Origin of the sequence: Streptomyces tibetensis (genome assembly GCF_007655005.1) — a bacterium.
GTDB lineage: Bacteria > Actinomycetota > Actinomycetes > Streptomycetales > Streptomycetaceae > Streptomyces > Streptomyces tibetensis.
Genome location: NZ_SZVW01000015.1, coordinates 193,494 through 212,102, shown reverse-complemented (window position 1 = coordinate 212,102; position 18,609 = coordinate 193,494). Strand labels below are relative to the sequence as shown.

Annotated in this window: 19 protein-coding genes; 6 read left to right on the top strand and 13 right to left on the bottom strand. The window is 70.6% G+C overall.

The window, feature by feature from the left end; genetic code table 11:
• Positions 1-258 precede the first annotated feature (258 nt).
• From FDO69_RS25995 to FDO69_RS25965, 7 genes are read right to left on the bottom strand one after another with little or no spacing between them, the layout of a single operon-like run.
• Positions 259-1,386 carry an LLM class flavin-dependent oxidoreductase gene (locus tag FDO69_RS25995; protein WP_104782267.1) on the bottom strand — a complete coding sequence of 376 codons (1,128 nt, stop codon included), beginning with the start codon at positions 1,384-1,386 and terminating at the stop codon, positions 259-261.
• Between the two features lie 12 nt (positions 1,387-1,398).
• Positions 1,399-2,427 carry an ABC transporter substrate-binding protein gene (locus FDO69_RS25990; protein ID WP_104782266.1) on the bottom strand — a complete coding sequence of 343 codons (1,029 nt, stop codon included), beginning with the start codon at positions 2,425-2,427 and terminating at the stop codon, positions 1,399-1,401.
• A 34-nt stretch (positions 2,428-2,461) separates the two neighbouring features.
• Complete coding sequence (locus FDO69_RS25985; RefSeq protein WP_104782265.1) at positions 2,462-3,226, bottom strand: amino acid ABC transporter ATP-binding protein; 765 nt, start codon at positions 3,224-3,226, stop codon at positions 2,462-2,464.
• Complete coding sequence (locus FDO69_RS25980; protein ID WP_104782264.1) at positions 3,223-4,164, bottom strand: amino acid ABC transporter permease; 942 nt, start codon at positions 4,162-4,164, stop codon at positions 3,223-3,225. The genes FDO69_RS25985 and FDO69_RS25980 overlap by 4 nt, the downstream gene beginning before the upstream one ends.
• Positions 4,165-4,168: 4 nt before the next feature.
• Positions 4,169-5,113 carry an ABC transporter substrate-binding protein gene (locus FDO69_RS25975; protein WP_104782263.1) on the bottom strand — a complete coding sequence of 315 codons (945 nt, stop codon included), beginning with the start codon at positions 5,111-5,113 and terminating at the stop codon, positions 4,169-4,171.
• A complete protein-coding gene (locus FDO69_RS25970; RefSeq protein ID WP_104782262.1) occupies positions 5,110-5,607 on the bottom strand; it encodes a GNAT family N-acetyltransferase in 498 nt (165 codons plus the stop codon). The genes FDO69_RS25975 and FDO69_RS25970 overlap by 4 nt, the downstream gene beginning before the upstream one ends.
• The gene (locus tag FDO69_RS25965) at positions 5,604-6,776 is read right to left on the bottom strand and encodes an LLM class flavin-dependent oxidoreductase (RefSeq protein ID WP_104782261.1); all 1,173 of its coding nucleotides are present in this window, start codon (positions 6,774-6,776) and stop codon (positions 5,604-5,606) included. Before FDO69_RS25965 ends, FDO69_RS25970 begins: the two co-directional genes overlap by 4 nt.
• Positions 6,777-7,357: 581 nt before the next feature.
• On the opposite strand from FDO69_RS25965, the gene FDO69_RS25960 reads away from it, so the two are divergent.
• Both FDO69_RS25960 and FDO69_RS25955 read left to right on the top strand, forming a co-directional pair.
• On the top strand, positions 7,358-8,359 hold the full coding sequence (locus FDO69_RS25960; protein ID WP_104782260.1) for an amino acid ABC transporter permease: 1,002 nt from the start codon (positions 7,358-7,360) through the stop codon (positions 8,357-8,359).
• Positions 8,360-8,476: 117 nt separating this feature from the next.
• Complete coding sequence (locus tag FDO69_RS25955; RefSeq protein WP_104782259.1) at positions 8,477-9,706, top strand: acyl-CoA dehydrogenase family protein; 1,230 nt, start codon at positions 8,477-8,479, stop codon at positions 9,704-9,706.
• A gap of 163 nt (positions 9,707-9,869) precedes the next feature.
• Here the strand turns inward: FDO69_RS25955 and FDO69_RS25950 are convergent, their stop codons facing one another.
• Positions 9,870-10,460, bottom strand: coding sequence for a hemerythrin domain-containing protein (locus tag FDO69_RS25950; RefSeq protein ID WP_104782258.1), 591 nt, complete (start codon positions 10,458-10,460; stop codon positions 9,870-9,872).
• An 11-nt stretch (positions 10,461-10,471) separates the two neighbouring features.
• On the bottom strand, positions 10,472-11,671 hold the full coding sequence (locus tag FDO69_RS25945; protein WP_104782257.1) for a hypothetical protein: 1,200 nt from the start codon (positions 11,669-11,671) through the stop codon (positions 10,472-10,474).
• Between the two features lie 269 nt (positions 11,672-11,940).
• On the opposite strand from FDO69_RS25945, the gene FDO69_RS25940 reads away from it, so the two are divergent.
• Entirely contained in the window at positions 11,941-12,294 is a 354-nt protein-coding gene (locus FDO69_RS25940; protein WP_420878542.1) for a hypothetical protein, read from the top strand.
• A 16-nt stretch (positions 12,295-12,310) separates the two neighbouring features.
• Here FDO69_RS25940 and FDO69_RS25935 read toward each other — a convergent pair whose 3' ends face one another.
• Entirely contained in the window at positions 12,311-13,405 is a 1,095-nt protein-coding gene (locus FDO69_RS25935; RefSeq protein WP_104782256.1) for a carboxylate-amine ligase, read from the bottom strand.
• A gap of 278 nt (positions 13,406-13,683) precedes the next feature.
• Between FDO69_RS25935 and FDO69_RS25930 the strand changes: the two genes are divergently transcribed.
• The 3 genes from FDO69_RS25930 (at position 13,684) to FDO69_RS25920 (ending at position 16,580) form a co-directional block, all read left to right on the top strand.
• On the top strand, positions 13,684-14,358 hold the full coding sequence (locus FDO69_RS25930; protein ID WP_104782255.1) for a hemerythrin domain-containing protein: 675 nt from the start codon (positions 13,684-13,686) through the stop codon (positions 14,356-14,358).
• 138 nt (positions 14,359-14,496) lie between these two features.
• Positions 14,497-16,209, top strand: coding sequence for an aa3-type cytochrome oxidase subunit I (ctaD, locus tag FDO69_RS25925; protein WP_104782332.1), 1,713 nt, complete (start codon positions 14,497-14,499; stop codon positions 16,207-16,209).
• A gap of 23 nt (positions 16,210-16,232) precedes the next feature.
• Positions 16,233-16,580 carry a hypothetical protein gene (locus FDO69_RS25920; protein ID WP_104782254.1) on the top strand — a complete coding sequence of 116 codons (348 nt, stop codon included), beginning with the start codon at positions 16,233-16,235 and terminating at the stop codon, positions 16,578-16,580.
• Positions 16,581-16,593: 13 nt separating this feature from the next.
• Here FDO69_RS25920 and FDO69_RS25915 read toward each other — a convergent pair whose 3' ends face one another.
• The 3 genes from FDO69_RS25915 to FDO69_RS25905 form a co-directional block, all read right to left on the bottom strand.
• A complete protein-coding gene (locus tag FDO69_RS25915) occupies positions 16,594-17,127 on the bottom strand; it encodes a hypothetical protein (RefSeq protein WP_104782253.1) in 534 nt (177 codons plus the stop codon).
• A gap of 53 nt (positions 17,128-17,180) precedes the next feature.
• Complete coding sequence (locus FDO69_RS25910) at positions 17,181-17,780, bottom strand: hypothetical protein (protein WP_104782252.1); 600 nt, start codon at positions 17,778-17,780, stop codon at positions 17,181-17,183.
• 407 nt (positions 17,781-18,187) lie between these two features.
• The gene (locus tag FDO69_RS25905) at positions 18,188-18,391 is read right to left on the bottom strand and encodes a cold-shock protein (RefSeq protein WP_104782251.1); all 204 of its coding nucleotides are present in this window, start codon (positions 18,389-18,391) and stop codon (positions 18,188-18,190) included.
• Between the last annotated feature and the right edge of the window lie 218 nt (positions 18,392-18,609).

Here is an 18,609-nt window from a genome sequence, read left to right as displayed (position 1 = left end):
AGCACCTCGGCCATCGCGTCGTGTGCCGGCCCGCGGTCCAGGTGTCCGGGCGGCTTGCGCGCTCACGGTCGCACGGGATGCGGTCAGGTCGTGACCGCATCCGGCGTCGGGGTGGCTGGCCGGTCTCGCGCGGGGGGCCGACGTCGAACTCGCCGCTCGAGCGCGCGACGCGCAGTCCGCGGCACGACACCCCTGCGGGTCGGCCCGGCGGTGGCCGGGAGCACGCACGGCGCCACCACCCCGCACAGCGGGCGTGCGTCACCTGCGTTGCCACTCCTCCGCGAGGAGCCGGTACGAGCGCACCCGGTCGGCGTGGCCGTGGGTGATGGTCGTGATGATGAGCTCGTCGGCGCCGGTGGCCTCCTGCAGTTGTTCGAGCTGGTCCGCGACGCGTCCGGGTGACCCGACGAACTGGGTGTCGACGCGGTCGGCGACCAGCGCCCGGTCCTGCTCGCTCCAGGGGTGGGCGCGGGCCTCTTCGGGGGTGGGGAAGGGGATCACGCCCTCGGCGGTGCGGATGCTGCGGACCCACGGGCCGTATCCGGTGGCCAGTTCGCGGGCGGTCGCGTCGTCCTCGGCGACGACGACGTCGGCGGAGACACTGACGTAGGGCTTGTCGAGGTGCTCGGACGGCAGGAACGCGGCCCGGTAGCCCTCGGCCGCCTCCAGGACGGTGGCCGGGCTGACATGGTAGTTGGCGGCGAAGCGCAGGCCGTTGCGGCCGGCGACGTCGGCGCTCTCCCCACCGCTGCTGCCGAGGATCCACACCTGCACGTCGGCGCCCTCACCTGGGACCGCGTGCGCTTCGAGGCCGTCCGCCGAGCGGTAGTCACCGCGCAGCAGCGCGAGGACGTCGTCGATCTGCTCGCCGTAGTCCTGGTGCCGGGCGCCCGGCTGCTGCAACAGCTGCTGCTGGAGCCGGAGGCGTGGTGAGCCCCGCAGGTGCTCGTAGGAGAACCGGGGCGGGATCCGCAGGCCGCCCGGAGTACGGCCGTCGACGACGGGGGTCGTGGTCGGCCGGGGCTTCGCCGTCTGCCCGGGGGGACGTCCGCCCGAGCGGCCGAGGCCCAGGTCGAGGCGCCCGGGGTGCAGGGCGTCGATCAGGCCGAACTCCTCGACGGTGGACAGGGCGGTGCGATGGCCGAGTTGTACGGCGCCCGAGCCGATCCTGATCGTGGAGGTCGCGGAGGCGGTCAGGGCCAGTACGACAGCGGGAGAGGCCCCGGCGACGCCCGGGTTGAGGTGGTGTTCGGCGAACCAGTAGCGGCTGTAGCCGAACTCTTCGGTCTGCCGCGCGAGGTCCAGGGTGTTGCGCAGGGCGTCGGCGGCGGTGGCGCCGGACGGGACCGGGACGAGGTCGAGGACTCCGAGGGGGATGCCGGACATGGTCGGTGCTCCTCAGCGTGGGGCGGCGGAAGGGGACTGGGGGGCGGCCGGCTGGCTGCCGGTCTTCGGCAAGCCGGGCGGGTTGATCTGCGACTTCCGTACGGCCTCGCCGGACAGGCCCCAGCGCTTGAGGACCTTCGCGTACGTCCCGTTCTCGATGACGTGGTCGAGGGCGTCGGCGAGCGGCTTCGCCAGGCCGTTGTCCTTCTTGGTGGTGGCCGCGATCAGGCCCTGAAGACCGGCGCCCGCGCCGGAGTAGGTGCCGACGACCTCGGTCTTCCCGGTGGTGGCCGCGTGGTAGGCGGCGGTCGGGTTGGGGCCGAGGTAGAGGTCGATGCGGCCGGACTGGAGGGCGAGGTAGGTGTCGCTGTCGTTCTGGTAGTACTTGATGTCCACCGGCTTGCGGCCGGCCTTCTCGTTCTCCTTGGACCACTCGATCAGCAGCTTCTCCTGGTTGGTGCCGCTGCCGACGGCCACGGTCCTGCCCGCCACGTCCTCGGGCCCGTCGATCTTCAGGCCGCTGCCCTTCTTCGCCTCGAAGGCCAGGTTGTCCTCGCGGTAGGTGGCGAAGTCGTACTTCTCCTTGCGTTCCTCGGTGACGGTGATGTTGCTGAGTCCGACGTCGTACTTGCCGCTGTCCAGGCCGACGAAGATGTTCTCCCAGGACACCGTGTTGAGGTGCGGCTTCAGGCCGAGGACGTCTGCGACCAGGTAGGCGATGTCGGGCTCCACGCCGATGACGGTCCTGTTGTCCGTGGCGTGGAAGGTCAGGGGTGCCGCGGAGCCGGAGGAGTCGACGATCTCCAGCGTGCCTCTCCTGCGGATCTTCTCGGGGACCTCGGCGGCTATGGAGTCGACCTTGCCGGTGGTGACGCGGTTCTGGTCGGGGCTGATGTTGATCCTCGTCTTGTCGCCGGAGGTGGCCGCGACCTCGGTGGTGCCGCCGTCGGTGGGGTTGGCGCAGCCGGCGAGGGCGAGAGCGCCGGCGAGTTGGAACGCCGCTGCGGCGGTGGAACGGCGGGTGACGAAGGTGGTGGCCACGGTGGTGCTCCTTGCGTGAGGGACGGGAGGGTGGTCAGAGGACCTTGGAGAGGAAGGCGCGGGTGCGCTCGTGCCGCGGTGCGTCGAGCACGGCCGAGGGCGGGCCCTGCTCCACGACGACTCCGGCGTCCATGAACACCACGGTGTCGGCGACCTCGCGGGCGAAGCCGATCTCGTGCGTCACGACGATCATGGTGGTGCCGGTGCGGGCCAGGTCCTTGATGACGTCGAGGACCTCGCCGACCAGCTCCGGGTCGAGTGCCGAGGTGGGCTCGTCGAACAGCAGCACCTTGGGTTCGAGGGCGAGTGCCCGGGCGATGGCGACGCGCTGCTGCTGACCGCCGGACAGCTGCCGCGGATAGGCGTCGGCCTTGTCGGCGAGACCGACCCGGTCGAGAAGCCGGCGGGCGGTCTCCTCGGCCTCCTTGCGCGGGCGGCGCCGAGCGGAGACCGGGGCCTCGACGAGGTTGTGCAGGACGGTCAGGTGCGGGAAGAGGTTGAAGTTCTGGAAGACGAACCCGATGTTCGTCCGCTGCTTCAGGATTTCCCGCTCCCGCAGCTCGTGCAGCTTGTTCCCCGACCGGCGGTAGCCGATGAGTTCACCGTCGATGCTGACCCAGCCGCGGCTGACCTTCTCCAGGTGGTTGATGGTGCGAAGCAGCGTGGACTTCCCGGCGCCCGACGGGCCGAGGACCACGGTGACCTCGCCGGCCCGCACCTGCAGGTCGACGCCGCGCAGCACCTCCAGGGGACCGAAGCTCTTGTGGACGCCGTGGACGTCGACCATGACGGCACTCATGCGCTCTCCTTCGTGAGGGACGTGACGAACCGGCGCGCGCGCTGGAGCGGGGTGGGTGGCGGGGTGCGGTCGGCGCCGCGGGCGTAGCGGCGCTCCACGTAGTACTGGGCGACCGACAGCAGCGAGGTGAGGACGACGTACCAGGCGGTGGCGACCAGCAGCAGCGGGATCACCCGGCCGTTGCGGCCGTAGATCACCTGCGCCTGGTAGAACAGCTCGCCGATGGACATGACGTAGACCACCGAGGTGCCCTTGAGCAGGCCGATGATCTCGTTGCCGGCGGTGGGCAGGATGGCGCGCATGGCCTGCGGGAGGACGATCCGGCGGATCTGCCGGAGCCGGGGGATGCCGAGGGCCGCCGCCGCCTCCAGCTGTCCCTGGTCGACGGCGATGACACCGCCGCGGACGATCTCGGCGGCGTAGGCGGCCTGGTGCAGGGTCAGCCCGATGACGGCGGCGCCGATGGTGCCGATGAGGGTGTTGCTGTCGACGGACCAGAACACCGGCCCGAAGGGGATGCCGACGCCCAACTCCTTGTACAGGGCGCTGAGATTGAACCAGAACACCAGCTGGACGATCATCGGGATGGACCGGAACACCCAGATGTAGGTCCAGGCGACGGTCGAGAGCACCGGGCTGCGCGACAGGCGCATGAAGGCGAGCACCGTGCCCAGCAGGAAGCCGAGGACGGTGGCGTACGCGGTGAGCTGGAGGGTCACCCACACCGCCTGGACGATCGTCTCGGAGAGGACGTAGTCGCTGAAGACACCCCACTCCCAGACGGGGTTGGTGACCAGGCCGTGGGCGAACTGCGCGACCAGGACGACCACGGCGGCGCCGGCGGCCCAGCGGGCGTAGTGGCGGGTGGGTACGACCTTCAGTTCTTCGGCATGCCCGGCCGTTCGGGTGGCCGGTTCTGTGATCGTGTCGCTGCTCATGGGGTCACCTGTGCTCGGGCGGATTGATCCGCGACGCGTCGATCGCGGAGGCGGAGGTGCCCCACTTCTTGAGAATGCGGGCGTACGTACCGTCCTTGATCAGCTCGTCGACGGCGGCCCGGAACGCCTTGGTGAGCGGGGAGCCCTTCTTGAAGGCGAAGCCGACGTCGAGGCGGTGGTACTCGCCGAGGAACGTGGTCTGCGCCGCGGGCTGGGCGGCCTGGTAGCGCAGGCCGTTGATGGTCGACATGATCACGTCGATGCGGCCCTGCTGGAGCGCGGTGAGCGTCGCTCCGTTCTCGGAGTAGACCTTCACCTCGTAGGGCTTCTTGCCTGCCTTGGCGCAGATGTCCTTCTGCGCGGCGAGGGTCGACTCGAAGGTGGTTCCGGCGCCGGTGCCGATGGTCAGGCCGCACAACTGGGTCAGGTCGGTGACCTTCTTCCTGACGGCGGTGCTGCCCTTCTTCACGGCGAAGCCCTGGCCGTCGTCGATGTAGGTGACGAAGTCGACGGTCTTCAGGCGCTGGGTGGTGACGCCGAAGTTGCCGGTGCCCACGTCGTACTTGCCGCTGCCGAGGGCGGGCAGGATCGTCTCGAAGGAGGCGTCCTGCCGGTCGAGCTTCACGCCGAGGACCTTGGCGACGGCGTCGGCGATGTCGATGTCCTGGCCCGCGGGCGCTTTGCCGGGCCCGTTCGGGTAGTAGGCGCCGGGCGGGAAGCCGACGGAGCTGCCGATGCGCAGCTTTCCCGAGGTGCGGACGTCGGCGGGCAGCAGGGCGGCGACGGAGTCCACCGTGCGGACGGCGGCGACCGGGTCGTCGGTGGGCGCCGGGGAGGCCTGGGCGCCCGCCGGTGCGGCGCCGGGGGTGGCGCCGGAGCCGCAGGCGGTGAGGGCCAGGGTGGGCAGCAGCACCAGGGCGGCGGTGCTGCGCAGACGGGTTCTGTTCACTGCTCGGTGACCTCTCGCAGGTGTTTCTCGAACGGCAGCGGGCCGATGGTCTCCGGGTCGGCCTCGGTGTCGAACAGGGCTGTGTAGCCGGTGGCCAGGTACAGGCCGCGGGCTTCGGGCTGGCGTGGGCCGGTGGTGAGGTAGACGCGCCGGTATCCACGGCCCGCCGCCTCGCGTTCCAGCTCGGCGACGACGCGCCGGGCGAGACCGCGGCGGCGGTGGGCGGAGTGGGTCCAGATCCGTTTCAGCTCGGCCGTGGCTGCGTCGTACCGGCGGAAGGCGCCGCCCGCGACGGGTTCGCCGCGTTCCAGCAGCAGCAGGAGCAGACCGCCGTGCGGTGCGGTGAACTCCTCGTCGGGGTAGCGGGAGATCTCGGCGTGCGCATCCTTGCCGTAGCGTCTGGAGTACTCGTCGCCGAGTTCCCGCAGCAACGGCGCGACCCGGGGGTCGGAGACCAGGACCTGAATGACCGTCAGTTCCGGGGCGGAGGTCATCCGTTCACCGTCGCGAGGGGCCGCGGCTCGTGGGCCGTTCGCTCGGCGTCGCGCCCGGCGTCGCGCTTGGCGTCGCGTTCGGCGTCGCGCTTGGCGACCTCCTCGCGGACGATCGGGATCACGTGCCGGCCGAAGTCGATGGCGTCGCCGAGCAGGTCGTAGCCGCGGGCCGAGAGGATGTCCACGCCGAGGTCGTAGTAGTCCAGGAGGGCCTGGGCGACCGTCTCCGGGGTGCCGACCAGGGCGTTGGAGTTGCCCGCGCCGCCGGTCGCGGCGGCGGTGGGCGTCCACAGGGCACGGTCGTAGCGCTCCCCCGCCTCGGCGATGGCGAGCAGTCGCTGGGAGCCGGTGTTCTGCGGCTGCGCGGAGCCGTTGTGGCGCTTGGTGATCGCCTCGCCGCGCTCCCTGCGGGCCTTGATCACACCGACCGTGCGGTGGGCCTTCTCCCAGGCCAGTTCCTCGGTCGGGGCGATGATCGGCCGGAACGCCGCCTGGATGCGCGGCACATCGGTGCGGCCCGCTGCCCGCGCGGCGGCCTTCACCTTCTCGATCTGCTCGGCGGTCTTCTCCAGGGGCTCTCCCCACAGGCAGTAGATGTCGGCCTCGGCGCCGCCGGCGGCGTACGCGGCGGGTGAGGAGCCGCCGAACGACACGTTCGGGCGGGGCTGCTGGACCGGGAAGACGTCGCTGACGAAGTCGTGGAAGCGGTAGTGCTCGCCCTCGTGGTCGAACGGCTCGTGCGTGGTCCAGATCTTCTTGACGATCCGGATGTACTCGCGGGTGCGGGCGTAGCGCTCGTCCTTGGTGAGGGTGTCCCCCTCGCGACCCTGTTCCCGGTCGTTGCCGCCGGTGATGAAGTGCACGGTCAGGCGTCCCTCGCTGATTTGGTCGAGGGTGGCGAAGGTCTTCGCGGCGAAGGTCGGGTACGACACGTTGGGCCGGTGGGCGAGGAGGATCTGGAGCCGGTCCAGCCTGCTCGCGATGTACGCGGCGGCCGGTGCCGGGTCCGGCGATCCGGAGCCGTAGGCGAACAGGACCCGGTCCCAGCCGTGTTCCTCGTGGGCCCGGGCGAGCCGGAGCGTGTAGTCCTTGTCGAAGGCGGCGCCGGAGCGCGGCGTGGTTTCGGATCCGTCGTGGGTGGCGGCGATGCCGAGGAACTCCACGGGCATGGGTTCTGGCCTTTCCTCAAGTCGTCCGGCGCCGTGCCGGAAAAAGCATCTGGGCAGGGCGGGGCGGGCCCGCGGCACGGTCGGGGTGCGACGGCGCTTCAGGGCGTGGCGAAGGGGGCTGTGAAGGGGGTGGAGAAGAGGGTGGAGAAGGGGGGTGATGGCGCCGGGGCCTGGGCCCTGGGCAGGGTGGAGCGGCGGCAGCGCGTGTCAGGAGAGAGACTCGGCCCGCGACGGGGGCACCGAGGGAGGGAAGGGCCGGTCAGACGGCCCGCTGCCGCGTCAGGCGCAACACGCCGCGGACCACACCCGACCGAAGTCGATGTGGCCCCGGGTGACCAGGCGCTGCTCGGCATTCATGCGACTACTTGAGCAGGGCGACTCGCGTCTCGTCAACCGCAGCCCGGATGGCGGACGGGAGTTGGGGCGAGCAGGAACGCGATGTCCGGTGTGGTTGACACCTGTGTGTGTCGGCCCCATACGATCGGCGCACCGCGTTGAGGGACGCGGCGAGCGTGATGACGCCGAAGCCTGGCTCCGGTCCCGTACCCGTGCCCTGCCTCCCTCCCCTGGAGAGCCTTCTGATGGCCTCGCCTTCCGACCTCACCGAATCCGCTCCCGCCCTGTCCGTGGCAGGTCCGAAAACCCCCGGCCGGGCCCCTGGCCCTGAGGCCGGCGACGACGTGCCACGGATCGTGCCGCGCCGCAACATCGGCCGCCTGCTGGCGGCTGCCCTCGCTCTGTCGCTCTTCGCGCTGCTGGCCGACTCCGTCGTCCGCAACCAGGCCTTCCAATGGGACGTGGTCGGCGGGTATTTGACCAGTGCCGCCGTGCTCGACGGGCTGCTGCTCACCCTGTGGCTGACCGGCGTGGTGATGGTGCTCGGCTTTCTGCTCGGCATCCCGCTGGCCGTGATGCGACTGTCCGCCAACCCTGTGCTGAGCACTCTGAGTTGGGGCTATGTGTGGGTCTTCCGGTCCACTCCGCTGCTGGTGCAGCTGCTGCTCTGGTTCAACATCGGAGCCCTCTATCCGACGCTCGGTCTCGGCATCCCGTACGGCCCGCAGTTCGTCACCGTCAAGACGGTGAACCTGCTCGGCCCCGCCCTGACGGCCGTCATCGGCCTGACCCTGCACGAGGCCGCCTACGCCGCCGAGGTGGTGCGCGGCGGCATCCTCTCCGTGGACCCCGTGCAGACGGAGGCCGCGCAGGCGCTCGGGATCGGCAGGGCTCGCGCCCTGCGCAGGATCGTCGTGCCGCAGGCGATGCGCTCCATCGTGCCGACGGCCGGCAACATGCTGATCGGCACGCTGAAGGGCACGAGCATCGTCAGCGTGCTGGCCGTGCACGACCTGCTGTACTCGGTACAACTGGTCTACAACCAGACGTACCAGGTCATTCCGCTGCTGCTGGTCGCCACGCTCTGGTACATCGCCGTCACGACCGTGCTCAGCGTGGGGCAGTTCTACGTGGAGCGGCACTATGCGCGGGGCGCCGCCCGTGCGTTGCCGCCGACGCCCGTACAGCGACTGAGGGCCCGGCTGGCCGCACATCGCCATTCCCTACGTTCCCTATCGAATTACTAGGAAAGTATTGACGGGGCCTTGCGCTCCTGCGCAGGATGATGCGGATGGCCCACACATCTTTCCCGCCCGTGAAGCTCAACACCCCGTTCTGCATACGAACTTGAGGAGATTCCTGCGATGGGCGTTGCCCTGGCGCCGTCCGGCCCCGCCGCGGAGTTCGACCAGTCCGGGACCGGCAGCGCGCACTGGTCCCGCGTGGCACGCGAGACGGCGGAGGACCTGGCCACGGACGCCGTCGCCCGGGACCAGGCGGGCAAGCCTCCCTTCGACGAGGTGTCCCGGCTGCGCGAATCGGGGCTGCTGACCCTCCTCGTGCCCGCCGAGCTCGGGGGCGGCGACGCGGACTGGACCCGGGCGTACGCCGTGGTCCGGGAGATAGCGGCGGCCGACGGCGCCATCGGGCAGCTCCTCGGCTGTCACTACTTCACGTCCTGGAGCGCACGGTTCTTCGCCGATCCCGCCCTCGCCGCGCGGCTGGAGCGGCGGTCCGCGGCGGAGCGGTGGTGCTGGGGCGGCGGCCTGGCCCGCCAGGAACCGGCGCTGACACTCACCCGGGACACGCGCGGGTACGTACTGAACGGGCGGCAGAGCTACGCCGCCGGCGTTCTGGTCGCCGACCGCCTCGCCGTACGTGCGGTGCGGGCCGGAACCGGTGAACCCGTCGCGCTCGTGGTCGATCCCGCCCTCGCGGGTGTGGTCGTCGACGGTGACGCCGACCCCTTCGGCCAGCGGCTGGCGGCGGGCGGCAGCGTGGAGTTCGACGCCGTGCCCATCGCCGCCGACGACGTGCTGGGCTCCCTGTCGGCGGACGAGGACGTCCTGTCGCCGCTGACGGCCCTGGTGTCACCGGTCGGTCGTCTGCTGTCGGCGCAGCTCCGGCTCGGCATGGCGGAGGGCGTACTGGCCGAGGCACGTGAGTACAGCAGGTCCGGCCACTCGCACTGGCACCCGGACTGGCCGGTCGGCTCCCCTCAGGACCCACAGGTGCTGACGGCGTACGGGGAGCTCACCGTGCTCACCCGCTCGGCGTCCGCACTCGCCGATGAGGCACGCCGGGCCGTGCAGGGCGGGCTGGACCATGGCGAGGACCTCACCTACGAGGACTACGCGGAGATCTCCGTCCTGGTGGCCATGGCCGAGGCCGCCGCGTCCAAGGCCGCCCAGGAGTCCACCGCTCGCGCCCTGGACATCATCGGCGCCCGCTCCGCTTCCGCCCGGCTCGGCTTCGACCGGTTCTGGCGCAACGCCCGGACGCACACCCTGTACGAGCCCGTCGCCCACCGGCTCCAGGACGTCGGGGACTACTTCCTCAACGGGGCGCACCCTCCGTTCGTCCTTCCCGTCTGACCGGACGACCCGCCCGAGCACAGGACCCGTCCGGCCCAGGACCCGCCCGAGCACAGGACCCGTCCGGCCCAGGACCCGCCCGAGCACACGACGACGACCGGTGCGCCGGTGATGCCGCCGGCCCCCGGGCGGCCACCTGACTCGGGTCGGCTCCTCGCGGAGTTCAGTCCTTGTCCATCGCCTTGCGGACGGCGTCCTTCGTGCGGTCCACGAGGGCCGCGACGGGGCCGAGGGCGACATTGGCCTTGGCGGACTCGACGCCCGGGTGGGGGCGGGTGGGGGCCATGGCCTCGGCGGCCTTCACAGCTTTGGCCAGGGTGGCGAGGCCGTCGGCGTCGGTGCTGCGGCGGATGTGCGTGAACTCGTAGCGTTCCTCCGCCCGGGCGTGCTCCTGCACGTCCTTGCGCAGCTTCATCAGCTGGAGCATGAACTTCGGGTCGTCGGTGTCCAGTTCGTCCAGGGCGGCCAGGGTCTCCTTGGCCGCCCGCTCCTCGGCGAGCCGGTCCTCCACGACCTGCTCGCCACCGGGCAGAGCGCGCCGTGCGAAGGGGTGGACGACCTCCTCCTCAGCGGTCTCGTGCACGGCCAGCAGCCGCACCAGGCGGCGGAAGGCGTCACGGCGTTCCTCGCCCCGGCTCTGCTCGACCTCGTCGAAGAGGTTGCGGATGTCGCCGTGCTGGCGCATGAGGAGCGCGACCACGTCGTTGTCCGCGGCGCGGTCGTCGCCGGCCTGGGGAGTGTGTGTCTCGGGCATGGTCGGCCGCCTCACTTCTCGCGCATCGCGGGGTCGGGGTGCTCTCCCTCGGTCTGGACGCGGTACTCGCGGCCGAACATCTCATCGTGCTGGACCATCACGCGCTCGCTGGGCGGCTGTTCACCGCCGTGGATCTGCTCCTGCATCTTCTCGAACCGCTCGTGTGCCTCGCGCACGTATCCGGCGCCCAGCGTGGTCAGGTCCATCTGGGTGTCCAGCAGCTCGCGCAGGTACTGCTTGTTCGGCTCGAAGGTGAGCACGTTCGGCAGCTCCGGGGCGAGGACCTCCTGCGGCTCCCGGCCGTCGTGGCGGCGCATCATGTCGCAGGCGGTGTGCAGGTGCTCCAGCTCCATGTTCAGGTGCAGCTCCCAGATCGCCTTCACCTTGGGGTCGCTCTCCTGCTCCATGAAGGAGTAGTACAGGTAGCACTCGTTGTATTCGTGGTTGACGAGCTGCTCCCACCACGTCTCCCCCGGGTCGACGAGCGACTCGTAGTGGGTGACGTGCTCCTCCTCGATCAGCCCGATCTCCTGGTAGAGCTGCCGGGCGATCGGCTCCATGTAGGTGGGGCCGGTGTTCATGTAGAAGTTCATGGTCTGCTGCTCCGCCGCCATGATCGTCAGGGCGTGCAGCTTGGACAGCGGGTTCGTGCCGCTCTTGTCGTAGGGGTCACGGACGTTGTCGTACGGGTCACGGTGGTGGTATTTCGTCGGGCGGCCCGGCATCACCTCGGTGAGGTCGTCGACGATCGACTCCGCCTTGCGGTGCTCGATCATCTCGTAGAGGTTGGCGTACCGGTACAGGTGGTCGAAGTCCTCCAGCACCCCGAACTGATACGCCTGCTTCAGATAGGGGTCCGGCTCCATGCGCGCCACCCAGGCCGTCAGGTCCACCGCGACCTGCTCGTAGGCGATGGTCGTCTCCAGGACGGAGGACACCCCGGGCAGCAGCCAGTTGACCACCTTCTGCTGCTGCGCCTCGATGTAGCGGGTCCGGGCGAGCTGCCGCTTCACCTCCGGGTCGACGGTGTTGCGGGCGAGCTGGTGACTGAAGAGGATGGCCTCCACCTCGATGCCGTTCATCGCGATGATGCGGCAGCGGGTGTACGGGTCGCAGCGGTCGGGGTCGATGGGCTGCACGTTCAGCTCGCGCCAGCTGCGGAGCTGACGGTCGAGCGGGATGCCCCGCTGTTCCAATGGGTTGAAGCTCATGGGACGGTCTCCTGGGGGTGTAGGGACTCGCGCGCCGACGGAGTGCCCCGCCAGGTCCGAAGGGAACGGATTCGTCTCCCCCACTGTTTCGGCCGGGCCGGTTTCCGGCCACCACACGCCCCCCGAACGGGTGCCCACCGCACGGGCCCTCGGCCGGACCGTGGGGACAGAGCGGGAGCGGCGCCGACCCGGTGTGGCTTCGAACGGCCACCCCCGGGTACTCCACGGCGGAACGACCCGCCGGCGAAGGAAACGGAGGAACGGAGGCCGTGGTGCTGTCCCATTCGCTCGATCACGGAGTCCTCGTCGTCACGGTCCACCAGGACCCCGGCATCGGCGGGCACGCCACGCTCCTCACGAGGATCAGCGACCTCGTCCAGGCCTGCCGGCCAGCACCCGTGGTCATCGTCCTCGACGAGCCGGCCGCTCGGAGCGCGGTGGTCAGCGTGGTCCTCCGGGTCCATCACGTGTGCAGCCGGTGGGGCACGCTGATGTCGGTGGCCACGCACAGTGCGCCCGTCCGCCGCGCGCTCGAGGCGGACGCCGACACCGGCGGCACGCGACTGGTCGTCCACGCCCGCGCGGACACCGCTGTCGCCGCCGCCTACGCCGCGGTGGCCTGAGGAGCCGTTCCGGGCGTCACGGCATCGTGCTCTGGGCGCTGATCAGCTCGGTGACCGCGCGAAGACCGCCGTGCGCGAGGGCGGCGCGCTGCCGGTCCGCTCCGGTGCCGTCCTGCAGCAGCCGGTGGATCAAAGACGTGACCTGCCGGGAGTCGCCGGATGCGTCGAGGGCGGGAGTGACGTGCCGCAGGAACTCGTAGAGGACGTCGCCGGCCCGGTGCGGGACGCCGCCGGGGTCGAGAAGGGTGTCCCCGAGCCCGTGCCGGGCGGCGTGCCACATGGCGGCCTGCAGCAGCTCCGGCGCGGCGTCGGGCAGGGGCGCGTCGGCGGCCGCTTCCGCCAGCGCGGTCTCCGCGAGGGCCCGGATGAGCGCGGCGAGCATGACCGCCTCGTCCGCGCGCAGCTGAACGTCCAGGCACCGCACCTCGATGGTGGGGTACGTGGCCGAGAGGCGGGCTTGCCAGTAGAGCTGACCGACGTCCGAGATCAGTCCCGACTCCAGCAGCCGTTCCACGCGCCGGTCGTAGTCGTCGGCGTCCCGGAAGTGCGGGGGCATGCCGCTGACCGGCCACCGGCTGAAGATCACGGTGCGCCAGCTCGCGAAGCCCGTGTCGTGGCCGTCCCAGAGCGGCGAGTTCGCCGCCATGGCCGTCAGCGTCGGCAGCCGGGAGCGGAGCCGGTTCAGCACCTGCACGCCCGCTTCCCGGTTCGGCACTGCGACGTGCACGTGCGTGCCGTTGACCAGCTGCTCCGCCACCAGCTGGGGGGCCTGGGTGACCATGGCACGGTAGCGGGCCTGGTCGGTGACGGCGATGGGGCGGCCGTGCCGCAGTGGCGGGGTGCCGCAGACCCCGATCCGGCAGCCGTGCTGTTCGGCGGCCACGCCGACGGCGTGCCGCAGCCGCAGAAGGTGACCTCCGACCTCCTCCAGGGTGCTGCAGACCGGGGTGGCCACCTCGACCTGCGCCTGGAGCAGCTCGTACTGCACCTCCTGGTCGGTCACGAGGTGCCCCACGCCCGCCGTGGCGCGCACTTTGTCCGCCTGAGGCACCGGCAGGCCCGTGACCGGGTCGAGCAGCAGGTACTCCTCTTCCACGCCGATCGTCGTCATCGACCACCCTCTGTTCCGCCCGGGGGCCGGGCCGATTTTCCGGCGCGCGTCACGCGCACCTCACGCAGCGAAGTCACCTCTCAGGGGGCACGCTCGTGGATGACCGAGTGCCGCGCTCAGGCCGGAACAAAACATGACACAGATACTGAAACCGCTCGCACAGGAAAGGGGGGCGCCGTCAGGTGCGCCCCGGCGTGCCGGGGTACTCGCGCCACCGGCGGTCGCGCCTGCCGCCACCGGCGCCGGCACCTTCACCGGCCCGCGGAAGGGAGCGGTCCATGGCCAGGACGATGGAAGACCAGACGGTGGAGCAACTGGGCGGTCCGAGCAGCGTCCTCGCGCGGCAGCGGCGTGATCACGCGGAGATGGACCGTCTGATGGACCGGTACGGCACTCTCGCGGACGGCGAGGAACGAGAGCGGGTCCTCGTGGAGGTCGTCCAGCTCGTCTTCAGCCACGCTTTCGCGGAGGAGACCGTGTTGTGGCCGGTCGTGCGGCGCTCGGTGGCGGACGGCGAGGACCTGACCTCGCGTGTCGAGGAGGAACACCAGCAGATCAATGATCTCGTCGCCGACATCGAGCGTCTGAGTCCCGGCAGCCCTGAACGCGAGGAGAAGGTGGAGCGGGTCTTCGCCCTGATCCGCCAGGACATCCGCGACGAGGAGGACCTGCTCCTGCCTCGGCTGCAAGGAGCCCTGGACGCCGTTCGGTTGCGCCGGCTCGGCACCGCTTGGGAGGCGGTACGCAGGAGCGCACCCACGCACCCCCACCCGATCGTCCCGCGACGCCCGCCCGGCAACGCGCTGCTGGCCGTGCCGCTCAGTCTCTACGACCGGATTCGCGACGGGCTGGGTCTCAGTTTCCCCTCGGCGGCGGCGAAGAGGGTTCTGGCCGGACTCGTCGGCCTCCTCGTGTCCGGCGCGGTCGCCGCGATCGTGCGTCAACGGCGTTGAGCCCACCGCCCGGTCGAATGGATCGTTGCGCCATTCGGCTCAGGGACACCCGACGGCAGACAAGGGTGATGAACCGCACCGAATAGGTTCCTCCCGGGCGGATGACCGTCCGCCCCGTTGCTGCCGATCGAGGAACTGATGGCGACACACACCGAACCGGTTTCACCCGTACCCGCGGTCGAGCCCCGCGGCAGAGGGAAGGTGGTGGTCTCCTGGCTGACGACCACCGATCACAAGAAGATCGGGCACCTGTACCTGATCACGTCGTTCGGGTTCTTCCTGGTCGCAGGGGCACTGGCGATGCTCATCCGGGCGGAGCTGGCCCGGCCGGGGCTGCAGATCGTCTCCAGTGAGCAGTACAACCAGGCGTTCACCATGCACGGCACGATCATGCTGCTGCTGTTCGCGACGCCCACGTTCGCCGGTTTCGCCAACGCCGTCATGCCCTTGCAGATCGGCTCACCCGATGTGGCGTTCCCGCGGCTGAACATGTTCTCGTACTGGCTGTTCCTCTTCGGTGGCCTGATCGTGCTCGGCAGCTTCCTCACCCCGCAGGGCTCCGCCGACTTCGGCTGGACCGCGTACACCCCGCTCAGCGGTGGCGAGCGCACCCCTCAGGTCGGCGGAGACCTGTGGATCATGGGGCTGGCGCTTTCGGGGTTCGGCACCATCCTCGGCTCGGTCAACTTCATCACCACCATCATCTGCATGCGCGCCCCTGGCATGACGATGTTCCGGATGCCGATCTTCACCTGGAACGTGCTGCTCACCTCGGTGCTGGTACTGCTGGCCTTCCCGGTCCTGGCAGCCGCGCTGCTGGTACTGGAGGCGGACCGGCGCTTCGGCGCGCAGGTGTTCAACGCGGAGAACGGGGGCGCGGTGCTGTGGCAGCACCTGTTCTGGTTCTTCGGCCATCCCGAGGTGTACATCCTGGCGCTGCCGTTCTTCGGCGTGATCACGGAGATCATCCCCGTCTTCGCCCGCAAGCCGATCTTCGGATACACCGGTCTGATCGGCGCGACCGTCTCCATCGCCGGGCTGTCGGTGACGGTGTGGGCGCACCACATGTTCGCCACCGGCGCGGTGCTGTTGCCGTTCTTCTCCTTCATGACGTATCTGATCGCCGTGCCGACGGGGGTGAAGTTCTTCAACTGGATCGGCACGATGTGGCGGGGCTCGCTGTCGTTCGAGCCCCCCATGCTCTGGGCGCTCGGCTTCCTGGTCACCTTCCTCTTCGGCGGCCTGACCGGCGTCATCCTGGGCTCCCCGCCGCTCGACTGGCACGTCACCGACAGCTACTTCGTGGTCGCCCACTTCCACTACGTGCTGTTCGGAACGATCGTGTTCGCGATGTTCGGCGGATTCAGCTTCTGGTGGCCGAAGATGACCGGCACGATGCTCGACACGCGCCTGGAGAAGATCCACTTCTGGACGCTGTTCGTCGGCTTCCACACCACCTTCCTGGTCCAGCACTGGCTCGGCGCCGAGGGCATGCCCCGCCGCTACGCCGACTACCTGGCCGCCGACGGTTTCACCGCGCTCAACACCGTCTCCTCGATCGGCGCGTTCCTGCTCGGCCTGTCCACCCTGCCCTTCCTGTACAACGTGTACAGGACTGCCCAGAGGGGAGAGAGGGTCGAGGTCGACGACCCCTGGGGCTACGGCCGCTCGCTGGAATGGGCCACCTCCTGCCCGCCGCCCCGCCACAACTTCCTCACCCTGCCCAAGATCCGCTCGGAGTCGCCGGCCTTCGACCTGCGCCACCCGGACGTGGCGAGCCTGGACGAGGCGGAGAACACCGGGCAGCGCGATGTGGTCGACGCCGAGGGGCACAAGGGCGAGCGGCAGTGAGACGGGGCAGGCAGCAGGCGCCCGTGGGCGAACCGCGCAGTGCCCTGGCGGACGAGACCGAGGGCTTCCTGCTCGCCCATGCTCATCGCGACCGGGCACAGCGCGAGGCCGAGGAGCTCTGCGCACGGATGCCGTGGCTGACCACCGCCCAGGCCGAGGAACTCACCGGCCACTACGTCCGCCGGCGTCTCGACGACACCCGGCAGCTGATGCTCGGCACCGTGCGACGCGCCGGTGAGCTGCGGCAGGAGTACGAGAGCCGCTACGCCCACCTCCGACGCGCCCTGCTTCGACGCCATGCGGCCGGTGCCTGTGCGGTTCTGGCCTGTGCCGCGGGGGCGGGGGCGCTGGCGGATGTGCTGGCCCGCTGAGCCGAGGGCGGGGTCAGCGGCCGTAGCCGTCCTCGCGGGGCAGCGGCCCGGCACCGGCACGACGGCCCGGGCGGCGGGCGGCGTGGCGCTCGCCCGGGCCGGGGCCGCCCCGGGCGGCCAGCGCATCGGCCACGGCGCCGGTGACGAAGCCGTAGACCGTCTTGTGCAGGACGTCCACGGCGAGTTCCGTGCGGGGCCAGGTGGCGGGCGGGGCACCGACTCCGGTGGCGTTCTCCAGGATCTGATCATTGGTGAGGCGGACGACCGTGAACTTGGCGGACGCGACCGGCCCGCGCAGCCCGGAATGGGCCATGACCGAGCGGAGCACTCCGAGGAGGGCGGCCTGGCCGAAGTGCATGGCCCAGTTGACCGGCAGCGGCTGGGTGCCGGGGTGTTCGGGCAGGCCGGTGAGACGCTGGAGAACCCGGGCGGGCACATGGGAGTCGGGGCGGCCGGTGACGGACTGCTCGATCTTCTCGCCGAGGGTCATCACCACGCCCCCTGCGGTACCGGCGACCAGCCCCTGCCACAGTGCGCGCCCGATCATGCGGAGCCGGGTACCCCGTCACGCCTGTGTCACCCCCGTCCGGACCGGTGGCCTCAGTGGCCGTAGGGCGGTTCGAAGCAGCCGGTCTCCGGGTACGGGCCGTTGGCCCGCACCTCGAAGTTCGACTTCTGCACGAACCCCGACACGCAGGCGTCGTCGTGCACACGCAGGGCGACCCGGGTCCCCTCGGGCGTGACGTAGCCGTCGTCCTTCCAGCGCGGGGACATCCCCGTGACGGTGAGCGTGCCGCCGAGGCGTCTGCCGTCCTTCGTGACGCGCTCCTCCTCGTAGCCGAGCCGGAGCAGGGCCGTGCGCACGGTCGCGGGGTCCCACTTCCGCCGCTCCCACAGCCGTTCGATCACCGGCCGGATGCGGTCGGCCTCCCGCTGGGCGTCCTTCTCGTGGGCCGGGGCCATGTCGCCCTCACGGCGGTAGGCGTTGTTCTCGTTGTAGTGCGGGGCACCGTCGCCGGCGCCCGGTTCCACGTACGGCGACGCTCCCGGGGCACTGGGCGAGGGTGCGGCCGACGGAGTGGAGGCCGCCCCGGCCCGCGAGTCCGGGGCGTGCAGGTCACCGCAGGCGCCGAGCGTCGCGACGAGGGCGAGGGCCAGGGCGACCGACGCGGCCGGACGGGCGGGCATCGAGGTGGACATGCAGTCGACCCTCTCATCGGCGCGGGGTCTTCGGGGCCGGTTTCCCACGCGAGACGGTCCCTCCGCGTCGGGTCGAGCCGTGGCCGGAGACGGGCATGGCCCTGCGGAGCTGCCAGCCTGCGAGCCGGGCCTTCCAGATCTCCTCGCCGGGCCATGGCCGGGCCCAGTCGGCGGCGACTTCCGGGTGGTCCAGGTGCTGCCGCCAACGCCGAGATCACCTGGGCGGGGAGGGGTTCCTCGCCTGCCGATGCCGGCGCAGTGCACCAACGGGCTGACCGCCGAGGTCGAGTCATGGCCGGGGTTCTCCGCGACCGGGGTCAGGGAGCTCGGGCGGGACTTGCGCCGCTGCGGAGCGAGGCGGCTGTCCGGTCCGGACAGCCGCCTTGCTCTGCGCCAATGCCGTCCGCTCAGCCGCGGACGATGTTCTGCGCCTGCGGCCCCTTCTGCCCCTGGCCGATGTCGAAGGTCACGTGCTCGCCCTCGGTCAGCTCGCGGTACCCGTTGCCCTGGATCTCGGAGTAGTGGGCGAAAACGTCCGGGCCCCCACCGTCCTGCTCGATGAACCCGAAGCCCTTCTCGGAGTTGAACCACTTCACGGTGCCGCTGGCCATACCGTCATTCCTTCGCTCATACCTGGGAACAGCCCTGCGAACGGGACATGCTCCGGCTCCTGCAACCGCACGAGCCTGAAGCCGTTCTACCCACGATCAACCTGCTTATCCGACCGACGACGCACCCAGGCAAGCCCACGCGCACGGATCAGAGCCTTCGCCGGCGCATGCCGGCCTCCGATGCCCTGTCTGTGCCACGTTGGAGCGTGCTGCGCCTG

What these genes read in the sequence shown, in the direction of transcription:
- FDO69_RS25930 (WP_104782255.1), top strand. Translation starts at nt 13,684, where the DNA reads ATGGCCAGGACGATGGAAGACCAGACGGTGGAGCAACTGGGCGGTCCG.
- FDO69_RS25960 (WP_104782260.1), top strand. Translation starts at nt 7,358, where the DNA reads ATGGCCTCGCCTTCCGACCTCACCGAATCCGCTCCCGCCCTGTCCGTG.
- FDO69_RS25945 (WP_104782257.1), bottom strand. Translation starts at nt 11,671, where the DNA reads ATGAGCTTCAACCCATTGGAACAGCGGGGCATCCCGCTCGACCGTCAG.
- FDO69_RS25935 (WP_104782256.1), bottom strand. Translation starts at nt 13,405, where the DNA reads ATGACGACGATCGGCGTGGAAGAGGAGTACCTGCTGCTCGACCCGGTC.
- FDO69_RS25950 (WP_104782258.1), bottom strand. Translation starts at nt 10,460, where the DNA reads ATGCCCGAGACACACACTCCCCAGGCCGGCGACGACCGCGCCGCGGAC.
- FDO69_RS25980 (WP_104782264.1), bottom strand. Translation starts at nt 4,164, where the DNA reads ATGAGCAGCGACACGATCACAGAACCGGCCACCCGAACGGCCGGGCAT.
- FDO69_RS25910 (WP_104782252.1), bottom strand. Translation starts at nt 17,780, where the DNA reads ATGTCCACCTCGATGCCCGCCCGTCCGGCCGCGTCGGTCGCCCTGGCC.
- FDO69_RS25905 (WP_104782251.1), bottom strand. Translation starts at nt 18,391, where the DNA reads ATGGCCAGCGGCACCGTGAAGTGGTTCAACTCCGAGAAGGGCTTCGGG.
- FDO69_RS25955 (WP_104782259.1), top strand. Translation starts at nt 8,477, where the DNA reads ATGGGCGTTGCCCTGGCGCCGTCCGGCCCCGCCGCGGAGTTCGACCAG.
- FDO69_RS25970 (WP_104782262.1), bottom strand. Translation starts at nt 5,607, where the DNA reads ATGACCTCCGCCCCGGAACTGACGGTCATTCAGGTCCTGGTCTCCGAC.
- ctaD (WP_104782332.1), top strand. Translation starts at nt 14,497, where the DNA reads ATGGCGACACACACCGAACCGGTTTCACCCGTACCCGCGGTCGAGCCC.
- FDO69_RS25915 (WP_104782253.1), bottom strand. Translation starts at nt 17,127, where the DNA reads ATGATCGGGCGCGCACTGTGGCAGGGGCTGGTCGCCGGTACCGCAGGG.
- FDO69_RS25965 (WP_104782261.1), bottom strand. Translation starts at nt 6,776, where the DNA reads ATGCCCGTGGAGTTCCTCGGCATCGCCGCCACCCACGACGGATCCGAA.
- FDO69_RS25995 (WP_104782267.1), bottom strand. Translation starts at nt 1,386, where the DNA reads ATGTCCGGCATCCCCCTCGGAGTCCTCGACCTCGTCCCGGTCCCGTCC.
- FDO69_RS25985 (WP_104782265.1), bottom strand. Translation starts at nt 3,226, where the DNA reads ATGAGTGCCGTCATGGTCGACGTCCACGGCGTCCACAAGAGCTTCGGT.